Annotated in this window: 19 protein-coding genes and 2 pseudogenes; 10 read left to right on the top strand and 11 right to left on the bottom strand. The window is 71.9% G+C overall.

Annotation, left to right across the window (positions count from 1 at the left end):
• Positions 1-76 precede the first annotated feature (76 nt).
• Positions 77-517 carry a hypothetical protein gene (locus BMZ82_RS31655; protein ID WP_093780834.1) on the top strand — a complete coding sequence of 147 codons (441 nt, stop codon included), beginning with the start codon at positions 77-79 and terminating at the stop codon, positions 515-517.
• 26 nt (positions 518-543) lie between these two features.
• Here the strand turns inward: BMZ82_RS31655 and BMZ82_RS31650 are convergent, their stop codons facing one another.
• The 3 genes from BMZ82_RS31650 to BMZ82_RS31640 form a co-directional block, all read right to left on the bottom strand.
• Positions 544-1,692: an RNA polymerase sigma factor SigF gene (locus tag BMZ82_RS31650; protein ID WP_093780833.1), complete on the bottom strand. Its 1,149-nt coding sequence runs from the start codon at positions 1,690-1,692 to the stop codon at positions 544-546.
• The gene (locus BMZ82_RS31645; RefSeq protein ID WP_019058277.1) at positions 1,689-2,102 is read right to left on the bottom strand and encodes an ATP-binding protein; all 414 of its coding nucleotides are present in this window, start codon (positions 2,100-2,102) and stop codon (positions 1,689-1,691) included. The genes BMZ82_RS31650 and BMZ82_RS31645 overlap by 4 nt, the downstream gene beginning before the upstream one ends.
• Positions 2,103-2,393: 291 nt before the next feature.
• Complete coding sequence (locus BMZ82_RS31640; protein WP_093780832.1) at positions 2,394-2,654, bottom strand: UBP-type zinc finger domain-containing protein; 261 nt, start codon at positions 2,652-2,654, stop codon at positions 2,394-2,396.
• A gap of 60 nt (positions 2,655-2,714) precedes the next feature.
• On the opposite strand from BMZ82_RS31640, the gene BMZ82_RS31635 reads away from it, so the two are divergent.
• A complete protein-coding gene (locus BMZ82_RS31635) occupies positions 2,715-4,313 on the top strand; it encodes a Na+/H+ antiporter (protein ID WP_093780831.1) in 1,599 nt (532 codons plus the stop codon).
• Positions 4,314-4,352: 39 nt separating this feature from the next.
• On the opposite strand, the gene BMZ82_RS31630 is transcribed toward BMZ82_RS31635, so the two are convergent.
• A complete protein-coding gene (locus BMZ82_RS31630; RefSeq protein ID WP_256252221.1) occupies positions 4,353-5,252 on the bottom strand; it encodes a 1-aminocyclopropane-1-carboxylate deaminase/D-cysteine desulfhydrase in 900 nt (299 codons plus the stop codon).
• A 174-nt stretch (positions 5,253-5,426) separates the two neighbouring features.
• On the opposite strand from BMZ82_RS31630, the gene BMZ82_RS31625 reads away from it, so the two are divergent.
• The 3 genes from BMZ82_RS31625 (at position 5,427) to BMZ82_RS31615 (ending at position 8,430) form a co-directional block, all read left to right on the top strand.
• On the top strand, positions 5,427-6,833 hold the full coding sequence (locus tag BMZ82_RS31625; RefSeq protein ID WP_093780829.1) for a family 2B encapsulin nanocompartment shell protein: 1,407 nt from the start codon (positions 5,427-5,429) through the stop codon (positions 6,831-6,833).
• Positions 6,834-6,883: 50 nt separating this feature from the next.
• A complete protein-coding gene (locus BMZ82_RS31620) occupies positions 6,884-7,957 on the top strand; it encodes a family 2 encapsulin nanocompartment cargo protein polyprenyl transferase (RefSeq protein WP_177244757.1) in 1,074 nt (357 codons plus the stop codon).
• Positions 7,958-8,187: 230 nt separating this feature from the next.
• Complete coding sequence (locus BMZ82_RS31615; protein ID WP_093780827.1) at positions 8,188-8,430, top strand: hypothetical protein; 243 nt, start codon at positions 8,188-8,190, stop codon at positions 8,428-8,430.
• A 7-nt stretch (positions 8,431-8,437) separates the two neighbouring features.
• On the opposite strand, the gene BMZ82_RS31610 is transcribed toward BMZ82_RS31615, so the two are convergent.
• Genes BMZ82_RS31610 through BMZ82_RS31600 form a run of 3 tightly spaced genes read right to left on the bottom strand, consistent with a single transcriptional unit; the run spans position 8,438 to position 10,054 of the window.
• Positions 8,438-9,232: a VOC family protein gene (locus BMZ82_RS31610; RefSeq protein ID WP_256252220.1), complete on the bottom strand. Its 795-nt coding sequence runs from the start codon at positions 9,230-9,232 to the stop codon at positions 8,438-8,440.
• Positions 9,229-9,642, bottom strand: coding sequence for a VOC family protein (locus tag BMZ82_RS31605; protein ID WP_093780826.1), 414 nt, complete (start codon positions 9,640-9,642; stop codon positions 9,229-9,231). The genes BMZ82_RS31610 and BMZ82_RS31605 overlap by 4 nt, the downstream gene beginning before the upstream one ends.
• 10 nt (positions 9,643-9,652) lie before the next feature.
• Entirely contained in the window at positions 9,653-10,054 is a 402-nt protein-coding gene (locus BMZ82_RS31600) for a helix-turn-helix domain-containing protein (protein WP_093780825.1), read from the bottom strand.
• 105 nt (positions 10,055-10,159) lie between these two features.
• Between BMZ82_RS31600 and BMZ82_RS31595 the strand changes: the two are divergent.
• The 3 genes and pseudogenes from BMZ82_RS31595 to ppk2 all read left to right on the top strand — a co-directional run bounded on the left by BMZ82_RS31595 (position 10,160) and on the right by ppk2 (position 12,546).
• Positions 10,160-11,313, top strand: a pseudogene (locus BMZ82_RS31595) (anion permease).
• A gap of 16 nt (positions 11,314-11,329) precedes the next feature.
• Positions 11,330-11,566, top strand: a complete 237-nt coding sequence (locus tag BMZ82_RS31590; RefSeq protein ID WP_093780824.1) for a hypothetical protein — start codon at positions 11,330-11,332, stop codon at positions 11,564-11,566.
• A 74-nt stretch (positions 11,567-11,640) separates the two neighbouring features.
• A complete protein-coding gene (gene ppk2, locus BMZ82_RS31585; protein ID WP_093780823.1) occupies positions 11,641-12,546 on the top strand; it encodes a polyphosphate kinase 2 in 906 nt (301 codons plus the stop codon).
• Between the two features lie 40 nt (positions 12,547-12,586).
• On the opposite strand, the gene BMZ82_RS31580 is transcribed toward ppk2, so the two are convergent.
• The 3 genes from BMZ82_RS31580 to sodN form a co-directional block, all read right to left on the bottom strand.
• Positions 12,587-13,159, bottom strand: coding sequence for a GNAT family N-acetyltransferase (locus tag BMZ82_RS31580; protein WP_093780822.1), 573 nt, complete (start codon positions 13,157-13,159; stop codon positions 12,587-12,589).
• Positions 13,160-13,206: 47 nt separating this feature from the next.
• On the bottom strand, positions 13,207-14,142 hold the full coding sequence (locus BMZ82_RS31575; RefSeq protein ID WP_093780821.1) for a catalase family peroxidase: 936 nt from the start codon (positions 14,140-14,142) through the stop codon (positions 13,207-13,209).
• Positions 14,143-14,393: 251 nt separating this feature from the next.
• Complete coding sequence (sodN, locus tag BMZ82_RS31570) at positions 14,394-14,789, bottom strand: superoxide dismutase, Ni (protein WP_093780820.1); 396 nt, start codon at positions 14,787-14,789, stop codon at positions 14,394-14,396.
• Between sodN and sodX the strand changes: the two are divergent.
• Positions 14,701-15,243, top strand: a pseudogene (gene sodX / locus BMZ82_RS42860) (nickel-type superoxide dismutase maturation protease); the annotation flags it as partial. The gene sodN and the pseudogene sodX overlap by 89 nt on opposite strands.
• A gap of 38 nt (positions 15,244-15,281) precedes the next feature.
• Here the strand turns inward: sodX and BMZ82_RS31560 are convergent.
• The gene (locus BMZ82_RS31560) at positions 15,282-15,935 is read right to left on the bottom strand and encodes a CGNR zinc finger domain-containing protein (protein WP_093780819.1); all 654 of its coding nucleotides are present in this window, start codon (positions 15,933-15,935) and stop codon (positions 15,282-15,284) included.
• Between the two features lie 110 nt (positions 15,936-16,045).
• On the opposite strand from BMZ82_RS31560, the gene BMZ82_RS31555 reads away from it, so the two are divergent.
• Positions 16,046-16,849: a class I SAM-dependent methyltransferase gene (locus BMZ82_RS31555; protein WP_093780818.1), complete on the top strand. Its 804-nt coding sequence runs from the start codon at positions 16,046-16,048 to the stop codon at positions 16,847-16,849.
• Positions 16,850-16,870 lie beyond the last annotated feature (21 nt).

The following is a 16,870-nucleotide window of genomic DNA, read 5'->3' as shown; positions in this document are numbered from 1 at the left end:
ACCTACTGGGCCGAACCGGTCACAGGCCGAGGGTGGGGATCGGGGCCCGGCAGGCGGCGCGGGCTACCCTTCGGGGGTGAGCAGTGAGCAGACCCCCGCCGCCCCGCAGACCGCCCCGACCCGCCCGCGCCGGCTGACGTACGCCGCCGGGCTCGCCGCCCTGGAGGGGCTGACGCTGGTCGTCGGCGGGGTGTGGATGCTCGTCCTCGGCATCGGCGGCGACCCGGACGACCGTCAGCAGGCCGTCACCGGGGGAGTCACGCTGATCGTGCTGGCGCTGCTGCCGCTGCTCGCCGCCCGCGGGCTGCTGGGCCTGCGCAGTTGGAGCCGGGGGCCCGCCGTCATCACGCAGATCATGGCGCTGCCGGTGGCCTACAGCCTGCTCCAGGCCGACAGCATGGCGATCCCGGCGGGCATCGCGCTCGCGGCCGTCGCCATCGCGTCGCTCGTCCTGCTCGTCAACGGCGAGACGACCCGGGCCCTCGGCATCCGGGGGCCCGGCCGCACATCGGAGTAGCCGCTACTCGGCTACTCCTGCCGCCACTACTCCTCCACGAGGAGCTTCTCCCGGAGCTGGGCCAGGGTGCGGGCCAGCAGGCGGGAGACGTGCATCTGGGAGATGCCGACCTCCTGCGCGATCTGCGACTGGGTCATGTTGCCGAAGAACCGCAGCAGCAGGATCCGCTTCTCGCGCGGCGGGAGGTCCTCCAGGAGCGGCTTGAGCGACTCCCGGTACTCGACGCCCTCCAGCGCCTCGTCCTCCGCGCCGAGGGTGTCGGCGACCGCCGGGGACTCGTCGTCGGTGTCCGGGACGTCCAGGGACAGGGTGGAATACGCGTTCGCGGACTCCAGGCCCTCCAGGACCTCCTCCTCCGAGATCGCCAGCTTCTCGGCGAGCTCGTGGACCGTGGGGGAGCGGCCGTGCTGCTGCGACAGCTCGGCCGTCGCCGTCGTCAGCGCCAGCCGCAGCTCCTGGAGCCTGCGCGGCACCCGCACCGCCCAGCCCTTGTCGCGGAAGTGCCGCTTGATCTCACCGACGACCGTCGGGGTCGCGTACGTGGAGAACTCCACGCCGCGCTCCGGGTCGAAGCGGTCGACCGACTTGATCAGGCCGATGGTGGCGACCTGGGTCAGGTCGTCCAGCGGCTCGCCGCGGTTGCGGAACCGCCGCGCCAGGTGCTCGACGAGCGGCAGGTGCATGCGGACCAGTTGGTTGCGCATCTCCGCGTACTCGGTGCTGCCGTCCTGCAGTGCGCGCAGTTCGACGAACATCGCCCGTGCCCCGCTGCGGTCCACCGGCGCGTGGGCCGGTGCCGGCACCGGTGCCGGTCCTGTTGCCTGGGCCGGTGCCGGTTCGTGCTGCGTGCCCGGCACGCTCTGTACGCCGTCTCGCTCGTGCTCGCTCATTGTCCCGCCCGTCGCGCTCTGTCGAGCCCTCTCCTCTGCTCGCCCCGGAGGCGCGCCCCCGGGCCGCCTCTCCCGAGGTGGGCCCTGCACGGCACCTTCCGCCGGCCCCGGCTGCGCGGAGGCCGAGTGGTCCTCCGGATGCGGCCGGGCCTGCTCGGGGATGCCGTCGATGCCGTCCGCCATGCTCCGGGAACCGTCCGGAGAGACGGACATCCCGGCGCTGCCGGCCGGCAGCTCCCGTGTGCCGCGCTCTTCGTCCCGCACCGGCCCGTCCCCGTTCCTCACGCCGGCCCGGGTCCCGCGCCGCGCTGTTTGTAGAGGCTGATCGACACGGTCTTGTCCTCGTCGACGGCGGAGGACACCTTGCCCGCGAGGGCGGACAGGACGGTCCAGGCGAAGGTGTCACGCGCGGGGGCGTGGCCATCGGTGGTCGGCGCCGAGACAGTGACTTCGAGCGAGTCGTCGACGAGTCGGAACACGCAACTCAGCACCGAGCCGGGCACGGCCTGCTGGAGCAGGATCGCGCAAGCCTCGTCCACCGCGATGCGCAGGTCCTCGATCTCGTCCAGGGTGAAGTCCAAACGGGCTGCGAGGCCGGCCGTGGCCGTCCGCAGCACCGACAGGTAGGCACCCGCAGCCGGCAGCCGGACTTCCACGAAGTCCTGGGTCGCGGGCTCGCCTGCGATCTGGGACACCCTCACCTCCAAGGTGGTACAAGCTTTTCGGGGCCGAGGGTCGCCCCCCGGGGTAACGCGTGTGTGGTGCAGCGGTGACGCTATCGCGCTCTCAGGTTTCCTGTCCCCGGTACCCCAACCCCCTGCGTCACTCACAGTAAAGCTGTGAACACGCTCCGTGTCTAGAGGTCTGTCGGCCCAAATGGGAAGAAGGCGCGCCGGGTTGACGTACCCAGACGTCAGACGGTCGAACCGTACCCGCCGGACGGCCGGGGCGTCTCATGAGTTCAACGGCCGAACCCCCGCGGAAGTTCACACCAGGACGTGATCCACGAAGCACCACCGCCAGCTCTCGCCGGGTTCGAAGGTCCGCATCACCGGATGACCGGAGTCCTTGTGGTGCGCCGTGGCGTGCCGGCTCGGCGAGGAGTCGCAGCAGCCGACATGGCCGCAGGTGAGGCACAGCCGCAGTTGCACCGGGTGGGTTCCGTCCCGCAGGCACTCCGGACACGTCTCGCCGAGCGGGACGGGTTCGGGGTGGGGCAGCGCGTCGGAGTGCGTGCACTGTTTCATGATTGCCAGATTACGACGGCTGTGCGGACGACCGCGCGGAAAAACGAGGGCGGGTCAGACATGGACGTGATGCCACTCCTGCTGCTGGTGGCGGGGAGCGCGGCGATCGCGGCCGCGGCCCGGCGCACCCCGGTGTCCGCGCCGCTGCTGCTGGTCGCGGTCGGCCTGGTCGTGTCCTACCTGCCGGGGGTCCCGGACTACACCCTGGACCCCGACATCGTCCTGCCGCTCCTGCTGCCCCCGCTGCTGTACACCTCGGCCTCCGACAGCTCCTACCTCGACCTGCGCGCCCAGATGCGGCCCGTCGCCCTGCTGTCGGTCGGGTACGTGCTCTTCGCGACCTTCGCCGTCGGCTGGGCCGCCTACCTGCTGGTCCCCGGGCTGCCGCTGACGGCGGCGCTGGTGCTGGGCGCGGTGGTGGCGCCGCCGGACGCGGTCGCGGCGACGGCGGTGGCCCGCCGGGTCGGCCTCCCCTCGAAGATCACCACGATCCTCCAGGGCGAGTCCCTGCTGAACGACGCCACCGCGATCACCGCCTACAAGGTGGCCCTCGCGATCGTCGTCGGCGAGGGCGCGTCCTGGGCCGGCGGCATCGAGGAGTTCCTGATCGCGTCCGTCGGCGGCACCGCCGTCGGCCTGATCCTGATGGCCCCGCTGCACTGGCTGCGCACGCACCTGAAGGAGCCCCTGCTCCAGAACACGCTGTCCCTGCTGATCCCCTTCGTCGCCTACGCGGCCGCCGAGCAGTTCCACGCCTCCGGCGTCATCGCCGTGGTCGTCGTCGCGCTCTATCTCGGCCACCGCGCGTGGGAGGTCGACTTCGCCACCCGGCTCCAGGAGGAGGCGGTGTGGAAGATGGTCGCCTTCGTCCTGGAGTCGGCCGTCTTCGCGCTGATCGGCCTGCAACTGCCGGTCGTCCTGAGGGGCCTCGGCGCGTACGCCGGCCTGGAAGCCGCCTGGTACGCGATCGCCCTCTTCCTCGTGGTCGTCGCGGCCCGCTTCCTGTGGGTGTACCCGGCGACCTTCCTGCCCCGGCTGCTGTCGCCGCGCATCCGCGCGCGGGAGGAGAATCCGACCTGGCGGGGGCCGGTCGTCGTCGGCTGGGCCGGCATGCGGGGCGTGGTGTCGCTCGCCATCGCCTTCTCCATCCCGCTCACCGCGGACCACGGCGACGCGCCCTTCCCGCACCGCAACCTCATCCTGTTCCTGACCTTCACGACGGTCATCGGCACCCTGGTGGTGCAGGGCCTGACGCTGCCGCCGCTGATCCGCCTGCTGAAGTTCCCCGAGCCCGACCCGCAGGCCGCGACGCTCGCCGAGGCCAACGCCCAGGCACAGGCCTCCCGGGTCGCCGAAGAGCGCCTCGACGCCCTCCTGACCGACGAGCGCAACGCCCTGCCCCCGCCTCTCGCCGACCGCCTGCGCGATGTCCTGGAGCGCCGCCGCAACGCCGTCTGGGAGCGCCTCGGCCAGGTCAACCCGGTCACCGGCGAGACCGTCGACGACACCTACCGGCGGCTGTCGCGCGAGATGATCAGCGCCGAGCGCGAGATGTTCGTCCGGCTGCGCGACGGCCGCTACATCGACGACGAGATGCTGCGCACGCTGCTGCGCCGGCTGGACCTGGAGGAGGCGGCGGCGTTCCGGGAGGCGACGTGAACGGGCCGCACGGGGGTCCCACGCGGCGCGGCGGGGGTCTCACGCGGGGAACGGCGCGCCCGTGACGACCGCCGCGAGCCGGGTCCCGCGCGCGAACGCGCCCTCCTCGGCCAGGGCGACAAGGCCGTACAGCGACTTGGCGACATAGAGACGCTCCACGGGCACGCCGTGCCGCCGCTCGAAGTCCTCGGCGAACGCGTCGAGTTCCGGGGGCACGCGCGCGTACCCGCCGAAGTGGAAGCGCTCGTCGAGCCGCCACTCGCCCCGCCGGCCCCCGAAGGCCTCCTCCTGGAGTGCCCGTATCTCCTCGCCCAGGAAGCCGCCCCTGAGGACCGGGACGCCCAGCGCCCGTTGGCCGGGGGCGAGACCGGCGGCCAGGCCCGCGAGGGTGCCGCCGGTGCCGCAGGCGAGGGCGACGACGTCGGCGTGGCCGCGCAGCTCCTCGCCGAGCGCCCGGCAGCCGCGCACCGCGGCCGCGTTGCTGCCGCCCTCGGGGACGACGTACACGCCCTCCGCGCCGGCCGCGCCCAGCAGCCTGTTCAGCAGCCGCTTCAGGATCTCCGGCTCGGTCTTGCGGCGGTAGGTCGCGCGGTCCACGAAGTGCAGACGCATGCCGTCGGCCGCGCAGCGGGCCAGGGACGGGTTCAGCGGCCGGCCGGCCAGTTCGTCGCCGCGCACCACGCCCACCGTGGGCAGCCCCAGGAGCCGGCCGGCGGCGGCCGTGGCCCGCAGGTGGTTGGAGTAGGCGCCGCCGAAGGTGAGGAGCGTGCGCCCGGTCGCGCGCTCCAGGTTGGGCGCCAGCTTGCGCCACTTGTTGCCGATCAGCTCCGGATGGATCAGATCGTCCCGCTTCAGCAGCAGCCGCACGCCGTGCCGCCCGAACCGGTCGTCGGTCACTTCCTGGAGCGGCGAGGGGAGGCGGGGGCGCAGATCGGTCACCCGCCCATTGTCGAACACCGTTCGGTGAAACGTGCCTCTTCCCCGGCCCGCGATGATCCATTCCCGCTCTTTCGGGTAATAGCAAGACCACATTCGGTGATGGAAGGCTTACCCGTGTGAACAGTGCACCGGCGCAGTTCGGCGTCCGTTGCATGAATCGGGAGGGCATTTCTCATGTCGGTAGGCGAAGAGGTCCGCACGGAGTCGGGCAAGCCGCAGCAGAGTCTCGGCACTGCGGCCGCGCGGAACCTGGCCACCACGACCAAGTCCGCACCGCAGATGCAGGAGATCAGCTCGCGCTGGCTGCTGCGCAATCTGCCCTGGGTGGACGTACAGGGTGGTACTTACCGGGTCAACAGGCGCCTGACGTACGCGGTGGGCGACGGCCGCATCACATTCGTCAAGACCGGCGACCGAGTCGAGGTCATCCCGGCGGAGCTGGGCGAACTGCCCGCTCTGCGCTCCTACGAGGACGAGGAGGTGCTCGGGGAGCTGGCTCAGCGCTGCCGGCAGCGGGAGTTCGGCCCCGGTGAGCTGATCGCCTCCTTCGGCAGCCAGACCGACGAGGTCTACCTGCTGGCGCACGGCCGCGTCGAGAAGGTCGGCACCGGCCCCTACGGCGACGACCAGGTGCTCGGAGTCCTCGCCGACGGGGCGTACTTCGGCGATCAGGCGCTGCTCGACGCGGACGCCATCTGGGAGTACACCGCCCGCGCCCACACCGCCTGCACGGTGCTGATCCTGGCCCGGCAGGATGTCGAGCAGGTCGCGGAGCGCGCCGACTCCCTGCGCACGCATCTCCAGGAACTGCGCGCGATCCCCGAGCAGCGCACCAACAAGTACGGCGAGAAGGAAGTCGACCTGGCCGCGGGCCACGCCGGCGAGCCGGACATCCCGCACACGTTCGTGGACTACGACGCCCGGCCGCGCGAGTACGAGCTGAGCATCGCCCAGACCGTCCTGCGCATCCACTCGCGCGTGGCCGACCTGTACAACCAGCCCATGAACCAGACCGAGCAGCAGTTGCGGCTGACGGTCGAGGCGCTCAAGGAGCGTCAGGAGCACGAGCTCGTCAACAACCGCGAGTTCGGGCTGCTGCACAACTGCGAGTACGACCAGCGGCTCCAGCCGCACGACGGCGTGCCCAGCCCGGACGACCTGGACGAACTGCTCAGCAGGCGGCGCGGCACCAAGATGCTGCTCGCCCACCCGCGCGCGATCTCCGCGATCGGCCGTGAGCTCAACAAGCGCGGGCTCGTCCCCGAGACGATCGACGTCGGCGGCAACCGGATCCCCACCTGGCGCGGGGTGCCGATCTACCCGTGCAACAAGATCCCGGTCACCGAGGCCCGGACCAGCTCGATCATCGCGATGCGTCTGGGCGAGCAGGACCAGGGCGTCATCGGCCTGCGCCAGCCCGGCATCCCGGACGAGATCGAGCCCAGCCTGTCCGTGCGGTTCATGGGCATCAACGAGCAGGCGATCATCAACTACCTGGTCACGGCCTACTACTCGGCCGCGGTCCTGGTGCCGGACGCACTGGGCGTTCTGGAGAACGTCGAGATCGGCCGCTGGCGGTGACCTCCGCCATCAGGCGGTACCGGGGCGAGGCGCGCGAAAGGCGGAGTCCCATCGGAAGTCAGGGCAACGGCAGTCCGGGCAACGGTGGTCCGGGGGCGGCCGACGGGCACGAGGCGGCGGCGATCCTGGAGCGGTCGCGGGCGTCGGTCGACCCCGAACTGCGGGCGGCGATCGACTCGTTGCCCGGCTCGATGCGCCGGATCGCGCTCTACCACTTCGGCTGGGAGCACGCGGACGGCACACCGGCGGCGGGCAACGCGGGCAAGGCGATCCGCCCGGCCCTGGTGCTCGCCGCGGCCGCCGCGCTCGGCGGCCCGGCGGCCCGCGCGGCGGCCGTCCGGGCGGCCGCGGCGGTCGAACTGGTCCACAACTTCACGTTGTTGCACGACGACGTGATGGACCGGGACGCCACTCGCCGGCACCGTCCCACCGCCTGGACCGTGTTCGGCGACGCCGACGCGATCCTCGCCGGGGACGCTCTGCAGGCCCTCGCCCTCGGGATGCTCGCCGGGGATCCGCATCCCGCGTCCGCGGCGGCGGCCGTCCGGGTCGCGGCCTGTGTGGTCGAACTGTGCGCCGGCCAGCAGGCGGACACGGCCATGGAGAAACGCGGCCCCGCCGACATCACCCTCGACGAGGTGCTCGTCATGGCCGAGGCCAAGACGGGCGCGCTGCTCGGCTGCGCCTGCGCCGTGGGCGCGCTGTACGCGGGGGCGGCCGAGGAGGACGTCGAGGCGCTGGACGCGTTCGGCCGGGAGGCCGGGCTCGCCTTCCAGCTCATCGACGACGTCATCGGTATATGGGGCGATCCGCGGCACACCGGCAAGCCGGCCGGCGCGGATCTCGCCGTCCGCAAGAAGTCGCTGCCGGTGGTCGCCGCGCTGACCTCCGGCACCCCGGCGGCCGGTGAACTGGCCGAGCTGTACGCGGCGCCCTACGAACCGGCCGACCTGGACCGTACGACGCTGGCTGTCGAGCGGGCGGGCGGCCGGGAGTGGGCGCAGGACCAGGCGGCCGACCGGATGTCCCGCGCGATGCACGAACTGGCCCGGGCCATCCCGGACCCGGAATCGGCGGGCGCCCTCCTCTCCCTGGCGGAGTTCGTGACACGGCGCAGCAACTAACGGTGACCGGATGCCCCGGCACCCCTGGTACCCCCGGCACCCTGCGGCTCCTGACTCCGCACGGGTGCCGGGGGGCCGGGGTACCGGGGGTACTGGGGGGTTCGGTTCGGCGGGTCGCGCGGGCCATCAGGCCGCGCAGCCGGACGTACGGCGGAGAACGGTGGCGTACGGAAGAGAACGGTGGCGTACGGCGGGGGGCGTTCGCGTGCGGGTCGCCCTACGCTGAGGACATGGACAGGGAACAACGTGTCTGCCCCGACTGCGGGCAGCCCGTACAGTCCGTCGTCCGGCGCCACAAGACGCTCGGCGCGTGGGTGCCGCGCTGGGTGCCGGGCCCGTGCCACAACCCCGAGTGCACCGCATACGTGGAGCCGGGCCCCCGACCCGACGCGCCCGAGCCCGACGGCCCCGAGCCCGCCGATGTCGCCGAGTCCGGGCAGGGGCCTGGAGCGGCCGGCGGCCGGCGCTCGTGACGTCAGCTCATGACAGCCGACGGCCGCCCGTCTCCGCGTCGCGGGTGGTGAGGCAGTACAGGCCGCCTGCCGGGTCGCGCAGGACCGTCCAGTGGGGGTGGCGGGCGACCAGGGTCGCGCCGAGCCGCTCGTGCCGTACGCGTACGGCGTCGACGTCCGGGCCGCAGGCCAGGTCCAGATGTGCGGCGGCCGAAGCGGGCTCTTCGTCGAGCCGCTGGAGCAGGATGCGGAGCGGCAGGGTGGGCGGCGGCTCGACCACGTGGAACTCGGGCCGGGATCCCGGCCGGGCCGACCAGTCGGGCAACAGGCCGCTCCAGAAGGCGACTTCGGCCTCGTAGGCCGTCGGCGGGATGTCGACGCACACCTGGTCGAGGCGGCTGCCGGACACCACGGGCGGTCGTACGGACTCCCCGTGCCACGGCACCGCGCAGAACAACTGCCCGGCGGGGGAGCGCAGTACGGCCCACCCCTCGTGGACGGCGACCGTCTCAGCGCCCAGCTTCAGCGCCTCCTCGACGAAGCCCGGCACGTCCTCGACGGCGAGGTCGAGATGCGCGCCGCCGGTGCCGCCGGCGACCGCCTGGATCTTCACGCAGGGGTCGGCGCCCGCCGCCAGCAGGGTCGCGAACTCGCCGTCCCCGCCCCGGAGTTCGGACAGCGCGGTGTCCGTGACCGCGGTCCAGAAGGCACAGGCCCGCTCGAAGAGCGCGGCGGGCCGGTCGACGAAGGCATAGGCCCAGCGGACCGGATGAACAGGTTGAACAGGATGAATCGGGTGATCCGTGCGGTTCATGCGGTTCATGCGGTCCGTTCCATGAAGCGCAGCATGTTGCCCGCCGGGTCCCGGAAGGCGCAGTCGCGCACGCCGTACGGCTGGTCCGTCGGCTCCTGGAGCACCTCGACGCCGGCCTCCAGCACGCGCGCGTGCAGCGCGTCGCAGTCGGCGGTGGTGAAGATGACCCCGCGCAGCACGCCCTTCGCGAGCAGCCGGGCCATCGCCTCCCGGTCGGCGGGGGAGAAGTCCGGGTTCGCGCCCGGCGGCTCCAGCACGATGTTCACGTCCGGCTGCAACGGCGACCCGACGGTCACCCATCGCATCCCCTCGAACGAGACGTCGTTGCGGACTTCCAGGCCCAGCACCTCGACATAGAAGTGCAGCGCCTTGTCATGGTCGTCGACGGCGACGAAACACTGGTGCAGTTTGAGGTCCATGCCGTCCAGCCTAGGCACGTCGGCCGTGCTTGCGGCGGGTGTACGTGCGGGCCACGCACGGCGCGATCACCGCGCTCGGCTCGTGCGACCGCGCCCGGTACGTGCTCGGGGTCTCGCCGACCAGCTCGGTGAAGCGGGAGCTGAACGAGCCGAGCGAGGTGCAGCCGACCGCCATGCACACCTCCGTCACGGACAGGTCGCCGCGGCGCAGCAGGGTCTTGGCGCGCTCGACCCGGCGGGTCATGAGATAGCCGTACGGCGTCTCGCCGTACGCCTCGCGGAAGCTGCGCTGGAAGTGGCCCGGGGACATCAGCGCGGTGCGCGCGAGCGCGGGGACGTCGAGCGGTTCGGCGTACTCGCGGTCCATCCGGTCGCGTGCCCGCCGCAGCCGTACCAGATCCTCGAGGGTCATCACGCCAGCATCGTCGCACGGCCCGCACCCGCCGGGCGCGGGGACGTGGAACAGGCTTTGCCTCCAGTTCGCCTCCCGTACGCAAGCGCTTGTTCCCATGAGGAAATGGACCACATCACGTTCCTCGTGGCGGTCGTCACGTCACGGCCCTGGCCTTCGACTTCACCAACGGATTCCACGACACGGCGAACGCGATGGCCACCTCCATCGCGACCGGCGCGCTCAAGCCGAGAACCGCGGTGCTGATCAGCGGGGCCCTGAACATCGTCGGGGCGTTCCTGTCCACCGAGGTCGCGAAGACGATCTCCGGCGGCATCGTCGACGACACCCTGGTCAGCCCGGGGATGATCTTCGCGGGGCTGGTGGGGGCGATCCTCTGGAACCTGCTGACCTGGCTGGTCGGGCTGCCGTCCAGCTCGTCGCACGCGCTGTTCGGCGGGCTGATCGGCGCGGTGTGGGTCGGCGCGGGCTCGCACGGCGTGCACTTCGACAAGGTGGCCCAGAAGGTGCTGATCCCGGCCGTGGCCTCGCCGCTGGTGGCCGGTGTCGCCGCGCTGCTCGCGACCTACCTCGCGTACAAGCTCACCGCCCGCGCCCGCAAGGAGTCCGTCACCAAGGGCTTCCGGCTCGGCCAGATCGCCTCGGCCTCGCTGGTCTCGCTCGCGCACGGCACGAACGACGCGCAGAAGACCATGGGCGTCATCACCCTGACCCTGATCTCGGCGGGCGCGCTCGGCCATGACGCCGGACCGCCGGTGTGGGTGATCGCCTCGGCCGGTCTCGCCATCGGCCTCGGCACCTACCTGGGCGGCTGGCGAATCATCCGCACCATGGGCAAGGGCCTGACGGAGATCCAGTCGCCGCAGGGCTTCGCCGCCGAGACGGCCTCCACGACCGTCATCCTCACCTCCGCCCACCTCGGCTTCGCGCTGTCCACCACCCAGGTCGCCTCCGGCAGCATCCTCGGCGCGGGCCTCGGGCGGCGGCTGGCGGAGGTCCGCTGGGGCGTCGCGGGCCGGATGGTCGCCGCCTGGCTGATCACGCTGCCCGCCGCCGCGCTGGTCGGCGGTGTTTCTGCGAGCGTGGTCAAACACGGCGGCAACCTCGGCACGGTCGTCGTCGCCCTGGTGGGCGCGGCCGTCGCCGCGGGCATCGTCGTCCTCTCGCGCCGCAACCCCGTGCACTCCGACAACGTCAACGACACCCACGAGGTCGCCGTCCGCACCGCGCCGCCGGCCGCCGTCGGCACGGCCGCCTGAGGCAGGGAGAGTTTCGATGCAACTGGACTGGACCGCACTCGGCCAGGTCACAGCGGTGAGCATCGGCGTCACGGTCGCCGTGGTCGTCGTCTTCGCCTTCGGCGTGCTCGGCCTCGCCCGTCTGGAGGGGGCCCGCGACACGGGGAGCAGCGCGGCGTCGTCGCTCGGCCTGGCGCAGGCCGGGCTGTGCTTCCTCACGTGCGCGGCCGTGGTGGCGTACGGGATCTACCTGATCGTGCCGCAGTTCCACTGAACCTGATGAAGCCGCTTTGAACCTGATGAAGCAGCTTTCAACCGGCTTGAACCGAATCGGAAGGGGAGTACACGATGGCGACGCCGCCGCTGCTGTCCGAGCTGGCCGACCTGCGGGTCGACTACAGCGACCACGACGACCCCGTGCTCGTCCGGCCGGACGGGAGCCTGGTCGACACCTGGCGGGAGAACTACCCGTACGGGCAGCGCATGGAGCGCAAGGAGTACGACTGGCACAAGCGGCTCCAGCAGATCGAGCTGCTGAAGCTGCAGAGCTGGATCAAGGAGACGGGACGCCGGCTGGTCATCGTCTTCGAGGGCCGTGACGCGGCCGGCAAGGGCGGCACCATCAAGCGGTTCACGGAGCACCTCAACCCGCGCGGCGCGCGGGTGGTGGCCCTGGAGAAGCCGACCGAGCGCGAGCGCGGGCAGTGGTACTTCCAGCGGTACGTCGAGCAGTTGCCGACCGCGGGCGAGATAGTCCTCTTCGACCGGTCCTGGTACAACCGGGCGGGCGTCGAGCGGGTGATGGGCTTCTGCACCGACGACGAGTACCAGCGCTTCGTGCGCCAGGCGCCGCTGTTCGAGCGGATGCTCGTGGACGACGGTGTGGACCTGATCAAGTTCTGGTTCTCGGTGTCGCAGGGCGAGCAGCGCACCCGTTTCACGATCCGGCAGATCGACCCCGTACGGCAGTGGAAGCTCAGCCCGATGGACCTCGCCTCGCTGGACCGCTGGGACGACTACACCGCCGCCAAGGTCGCCATGTTCCGCGAGACGGACACGGCGTTCGCGCCCTGGACGGTGGTCAAGAGCAACGACAAGAAGCGGGCCCGGGTCGAGGCCATGCGCAGCGTCCTCGCCCGTTTCGACTACGCCGACAAGGACGAGGAGGTCGTCGCCGCCGCCGACCCGCGCGTCGTGGGCGAGGCGGCGGGGCTGCTGGAGGCGGGGGAGGACGACACGGCCGACGGCACCTGACGGCGCATCCCGGGGAGGCCGCCCCCAGGTCCTCCCGTGCTCATACGGCGGGCTCGCGCATCCGGGTGTGGACGTGCGCGTCGAGCGGGTAGGCGGGGGGTGCCGCGGGCAGCCGTCCGGTGAGCTCGTACCGGCATTTCTGTGCCACGCGGCAGGATGCCGTGTTGTCCAACTGGTGCACGAGCTCAAGGCGTTCCAGCCCGTCGTCGCCGAAGGCGGCGAAGGCCCAGTCCGTCAGCGTCTCCAGCGCCCTGGGCGCGACCGCCCGGCCACGGGAGCGTGCCGCGGTCCAGTAGCCGACCTCGGCGGACGGGCCGCCGGGCACGGCACGCTTGAGCAGGACATGCCCCGCCAACCGCTCACCGTGCCCACCATCCGCCCCGCTCTCCACGACGGCGAACCCGAGACGGTCCCCGCTCTCCCACCCCCGCTGCCGCTCCCGCACCCAACGCGCCGCCCCCGCCACGTCCGCCACGTCCGCATCGGTCCAGCGCCGCATGGCGTCGTCCTGGTACAGCTCCACCAGCTCGTCGGCGTCCGCCGGGTCCCAGGGGCGCAGCAGGAGCGCGGGAGCCGAAGGTGTGGCGGGCGCGTGCAGCCGTACGGCGGTCATGGGTCTCCTGGGGCCGAGGCGAGAGGGAGGTGGGAGACGGGGACGGGTCAGCGGCCTGCTGCCCGGCGTTCGTAGGAGGCGGCGTAGGCCTGGCTGCGGAAGGCGAGGACCGGGTCGTCGGAGAGTTCGATGCCGGGGGTGAGCCGGGTGGGGTCGTAGACCTGGGCCGCCCAGTGCTCCTGATCCGCGACCGGGGCGGTGACGCGCAGGTGGCCCGCGACGATCTCGGGACGGTCGGCCGGCCACGGGGTGGTCGGGTCGTCGGTGGGGTCGCCGTCCTGGCCGAGCTGGACGCGGAGCGTGAAGCCGACGGGGCCGTCGGCGAGGCGCTGCACCAGCTCCTCGGCGAGGTACTCGGGGTCTTCGTCCGCCGCCTGCTCCACGGACAGTTCCCGCAGCCCGGTGTCGGGCTCCCAGCGGTAGCGCACCGGGTGCCGCTCGCCCTGGGCGTCGACCCAGACGAAGGCGTGGACGGCCCAGTAGCGGGCGGTGCCGTAGCTGACCGGGATCGGCATCCGGCCCGCCTCGTGCAGGCCGAGGGCTGCCGTGGGGTGCGCGGCGACGTACGCCTGGACCTTGGCCGGGTCGGGGGCTCCGGTGCCGGGGTCCTTCTTAAGGGCGTCGAGGAGTTCCAGGAACTGCTCGGGGGTGGCCGCGAAGAACACCGGGATGTTCACGGAGACGAGGTCGGTGGCGGTGCCGTCCGACAGCAGGAAGCGCGCCGCGAGACCACGGCCGGCCCGGACCCCGTCGGGCACGGTCGGGTTGGTGTTGGAGTTCGAGAAGCGCACGACGACGGGCGTCGGCTCCGACTGCAGATGGGCCGCCGTGGTGAGGGCGGCGGCCTCGCCGGAAGGGGTGAAGGTGGCGTCGAAACACAGACCCCGGGCGTGCACGCGCCGGTGCCCGGGGTACGTGCCGCTGACGCGCTCGATGGCGTCGACGGCGGTACGGGCCACGGGGGAGGGAGAGTGGTCGTCCATGATTCGGAGTGTAGACACCGTCAGTCATGCTCAGGCCAAATATTGCCGCCGCCGGAGAGGGCGGCAGCGAGCGACCACTCCAACTCGGCTGGACGGGGAGCGAGTTGGCGTGGTGGGGGTGCGAGGGGGCGGGCGGAGGGTGAGGTTTCCGACACCGGACGCCGAAAGGGGCCGGCCCTGTACTGGACCGGCCCCTCGTGGCTCTCCGGGCCGCGGTCGTGTGCTGACCGCGGATCGGGTGAAGGCTTGTGTCAGGCCTTCTTCGTCTCCCAGAAGATCCTGTCGATCTCGGCGATGAGCTCGAGGGCCTTCTCGCCGGTCTTCGGGTCCGTCGACGCCTTGGCGGCCGAGAGGGCCTTCAGGGTGTCGTTGACCAGGACGTGGAGCTCCGGGTACTTCTCGAAGTGCGGGGGCTTGAAGTAGTCGCTCCACAGCACGGAGACGTGGTGCTTCGCCAGCTCGGCGCGCTGCTCCTTGATGACGGTGGCGCGCGCCTGGAAGTGCGGGTCGTCGTTGGCGGCCATCTTTTCCTGGACGGCCTTCACCGACTCCGCCTCGATGCGGGCCTGGGCCGGGTCGTACACACCGCAGGGCAGGTCGCAGTGTGCGCTGACCTTGACCTTGGGGGCAAACAGGCGGGAAAGCATGGAGCATTCCTTCCTCGTGATCGTCTTCTCAGGTGGGACATTACTCCCTGAGGGACGGCTTTCGACGGGTGCCCCCATGGGCTTAGGACAAAAGTCCGGGGTCAGACTGAGACTGCCGAGACGGGTGGACGAACGGACCGGGGAGGTGCCGGCCATGCCGGAGCTGTCGCAGGAGACCGAGCGGGGGAGGGCGGTCGCGCCCTTCGGGCTGGCCGAGGTGACCGGGCCGTCCATGGTGCCCACGCTCCGCCACGGGGACCAGTTGGTGGTGCAGTACGGGGCCAGGGTGCGACCCGGTGACGTCGTCGTGCTGCGGCATCCCTTCCAGCAGGACCTGCTGGTCGTGAAACGGGCCGTCGAGCGGCGGGACGGGGGGTGGTGGGTGCGCGGGGACAACACGTACGCCGGCGGGGACAGCACCGACTACGGGGCCGTGCCCGACGAACTGGTCCTCGGCAAGGTGCGGCTGCGCTACCGCCCGCTGAAGCCGGATCAGCGCTCGCCGCTGGCGCTGGTGCGCTGGGCGCTGTCGGCGGCGCGGCCCGTGCCGGCCGTGCGGTCCGCGGCCAGGCGCTCCGTGCGGTCCGCCTCCAGGCGCTTGCGGGCGCGGTAGGCGGCCACGTTGGCGCGGGTCGCGCAGCGGTCGGAGCAGTAGCGCCGGGAGCGGTTCGTGGACGTGTCGAGGTAGGCGTTGCGGCAGGGGCTCGCCTCGCACAGGCCCAGGCGGTCGACGCCGTACTCGGTGAGGTGGAAGGCCAGGCCCATCGCGGCGATGGCCGCGTAGCCCGCCGTCGCGTTCGACGGGTGGTCGGCCAGGTGCATGTGCCACAGCGGGCGGCCGTCGTCGTCGCGGACGTCGTGGCCGGAGATCTGCGGGCTCACCGGGAACTCCAGGAGGAGCGAGTTCAGCAGGTCCACCGCGAGGGTCTCGTCGCCGCCGTCGGCCGCCTCGAAGACCGCGCGCAGCCGGCCCCGGACCGAGCGGAAGCGGGTGACGTCGGCGTCGGTGGCCCGGCGGCCCGCCGACTGGTTGCCGCCGAAGAGGGCGCGGACGGCCTCGACCGAGGTCAGGGAGTCCTTGCCCCGGGCCGGCTCCTCGCTGTTGACGAGGCGCACGGCGTAGTCGGAGTAATAGGCCAGTTCCACTTGTAGTCCTTACGGGGGCTGCTCTAGGGTCGGGGTGCAGGCGGGGTAACGGCCGTTCGTGCTTCCAGGGTATTACGTGACATGCGTGACATACGTGGTGGAGGGTTGCGATGACTGACGTGGGGACGACGACCACGACGGCCGGCGGTGCCGACTGGAGCGGCTGGCAGCGGAGCTGGGACCGCCAGCAGGAGTGGTACATGCCCGACCGCGAGGAACGCTTCCGGATCATGCTGGACATGGTCGAGGCGCTCGTCGGACCCGCCCCGCGCGTCCTCGACCTCGCCTGCGGCACCGGCACCATCACCGCCCGGCTGCTCGCCCGCCTCCCCGGGGCCACCAGTACCGGCCTCGACCTCGATCCGGCGCTCCTCGCCATCGCCGAGGGCACCTTCGCGGGCGACGACCGCGTCACCTTCGTAGCGGCCGACCTCAAGGACCCGCAGTGGCCCGCCCGGCTGCCGTACGGCTCCTACGACGCCGTCCTGACCGCCACGGCCCTGCACTGGCTGCACAGCGAACCCCTCGCGGCCCTCTACGGTCAGGTCGCGGAACTCGTCCGCGACGGCGGTGTCTTCATGAACGCGGACCACATGATCGACGAGACGACGCCCCGGATCAACGCGGCGGAGCGCGCGCAGCGCCACACCCGTATGGATCAGGCCAAAGCGGGCGGGGACTCGGACCTGGTCACGGAACGGGTCCTGGACTGGGCCGAGTGGTGGCAGGCCGCCGCCCAGGACCCGGTCCTGGCCGGGCCGACCGCCCGCCGCTACGAGATCTACGGCGAACACGCCGACGGCGACATGCCCTCCCCGGCGTGGCACGCGCGCGTGCTGAAGGAGAAGGGGTTCGGCGAGGCTCGGGCGGTGTGGGCGTCACCGTCGGACACGATGCTGCTGGCGTTGAAGTAAGAGGGTTCCCCCTCGGACGGG

The organism is Streptomyces sp. yr375 (assembly GCF_900110755.1).
Classification (GTDB): domain Bacteria; phylum Actinomycetota; class Actinomycetes; order Streptomycetales; family Streptomycetaceae; genus Streptomyces.
Note: the sequence above shows the minus strand (reverse complement) of the source record. Positions and strands in the feature narration are given on the sequence as shown.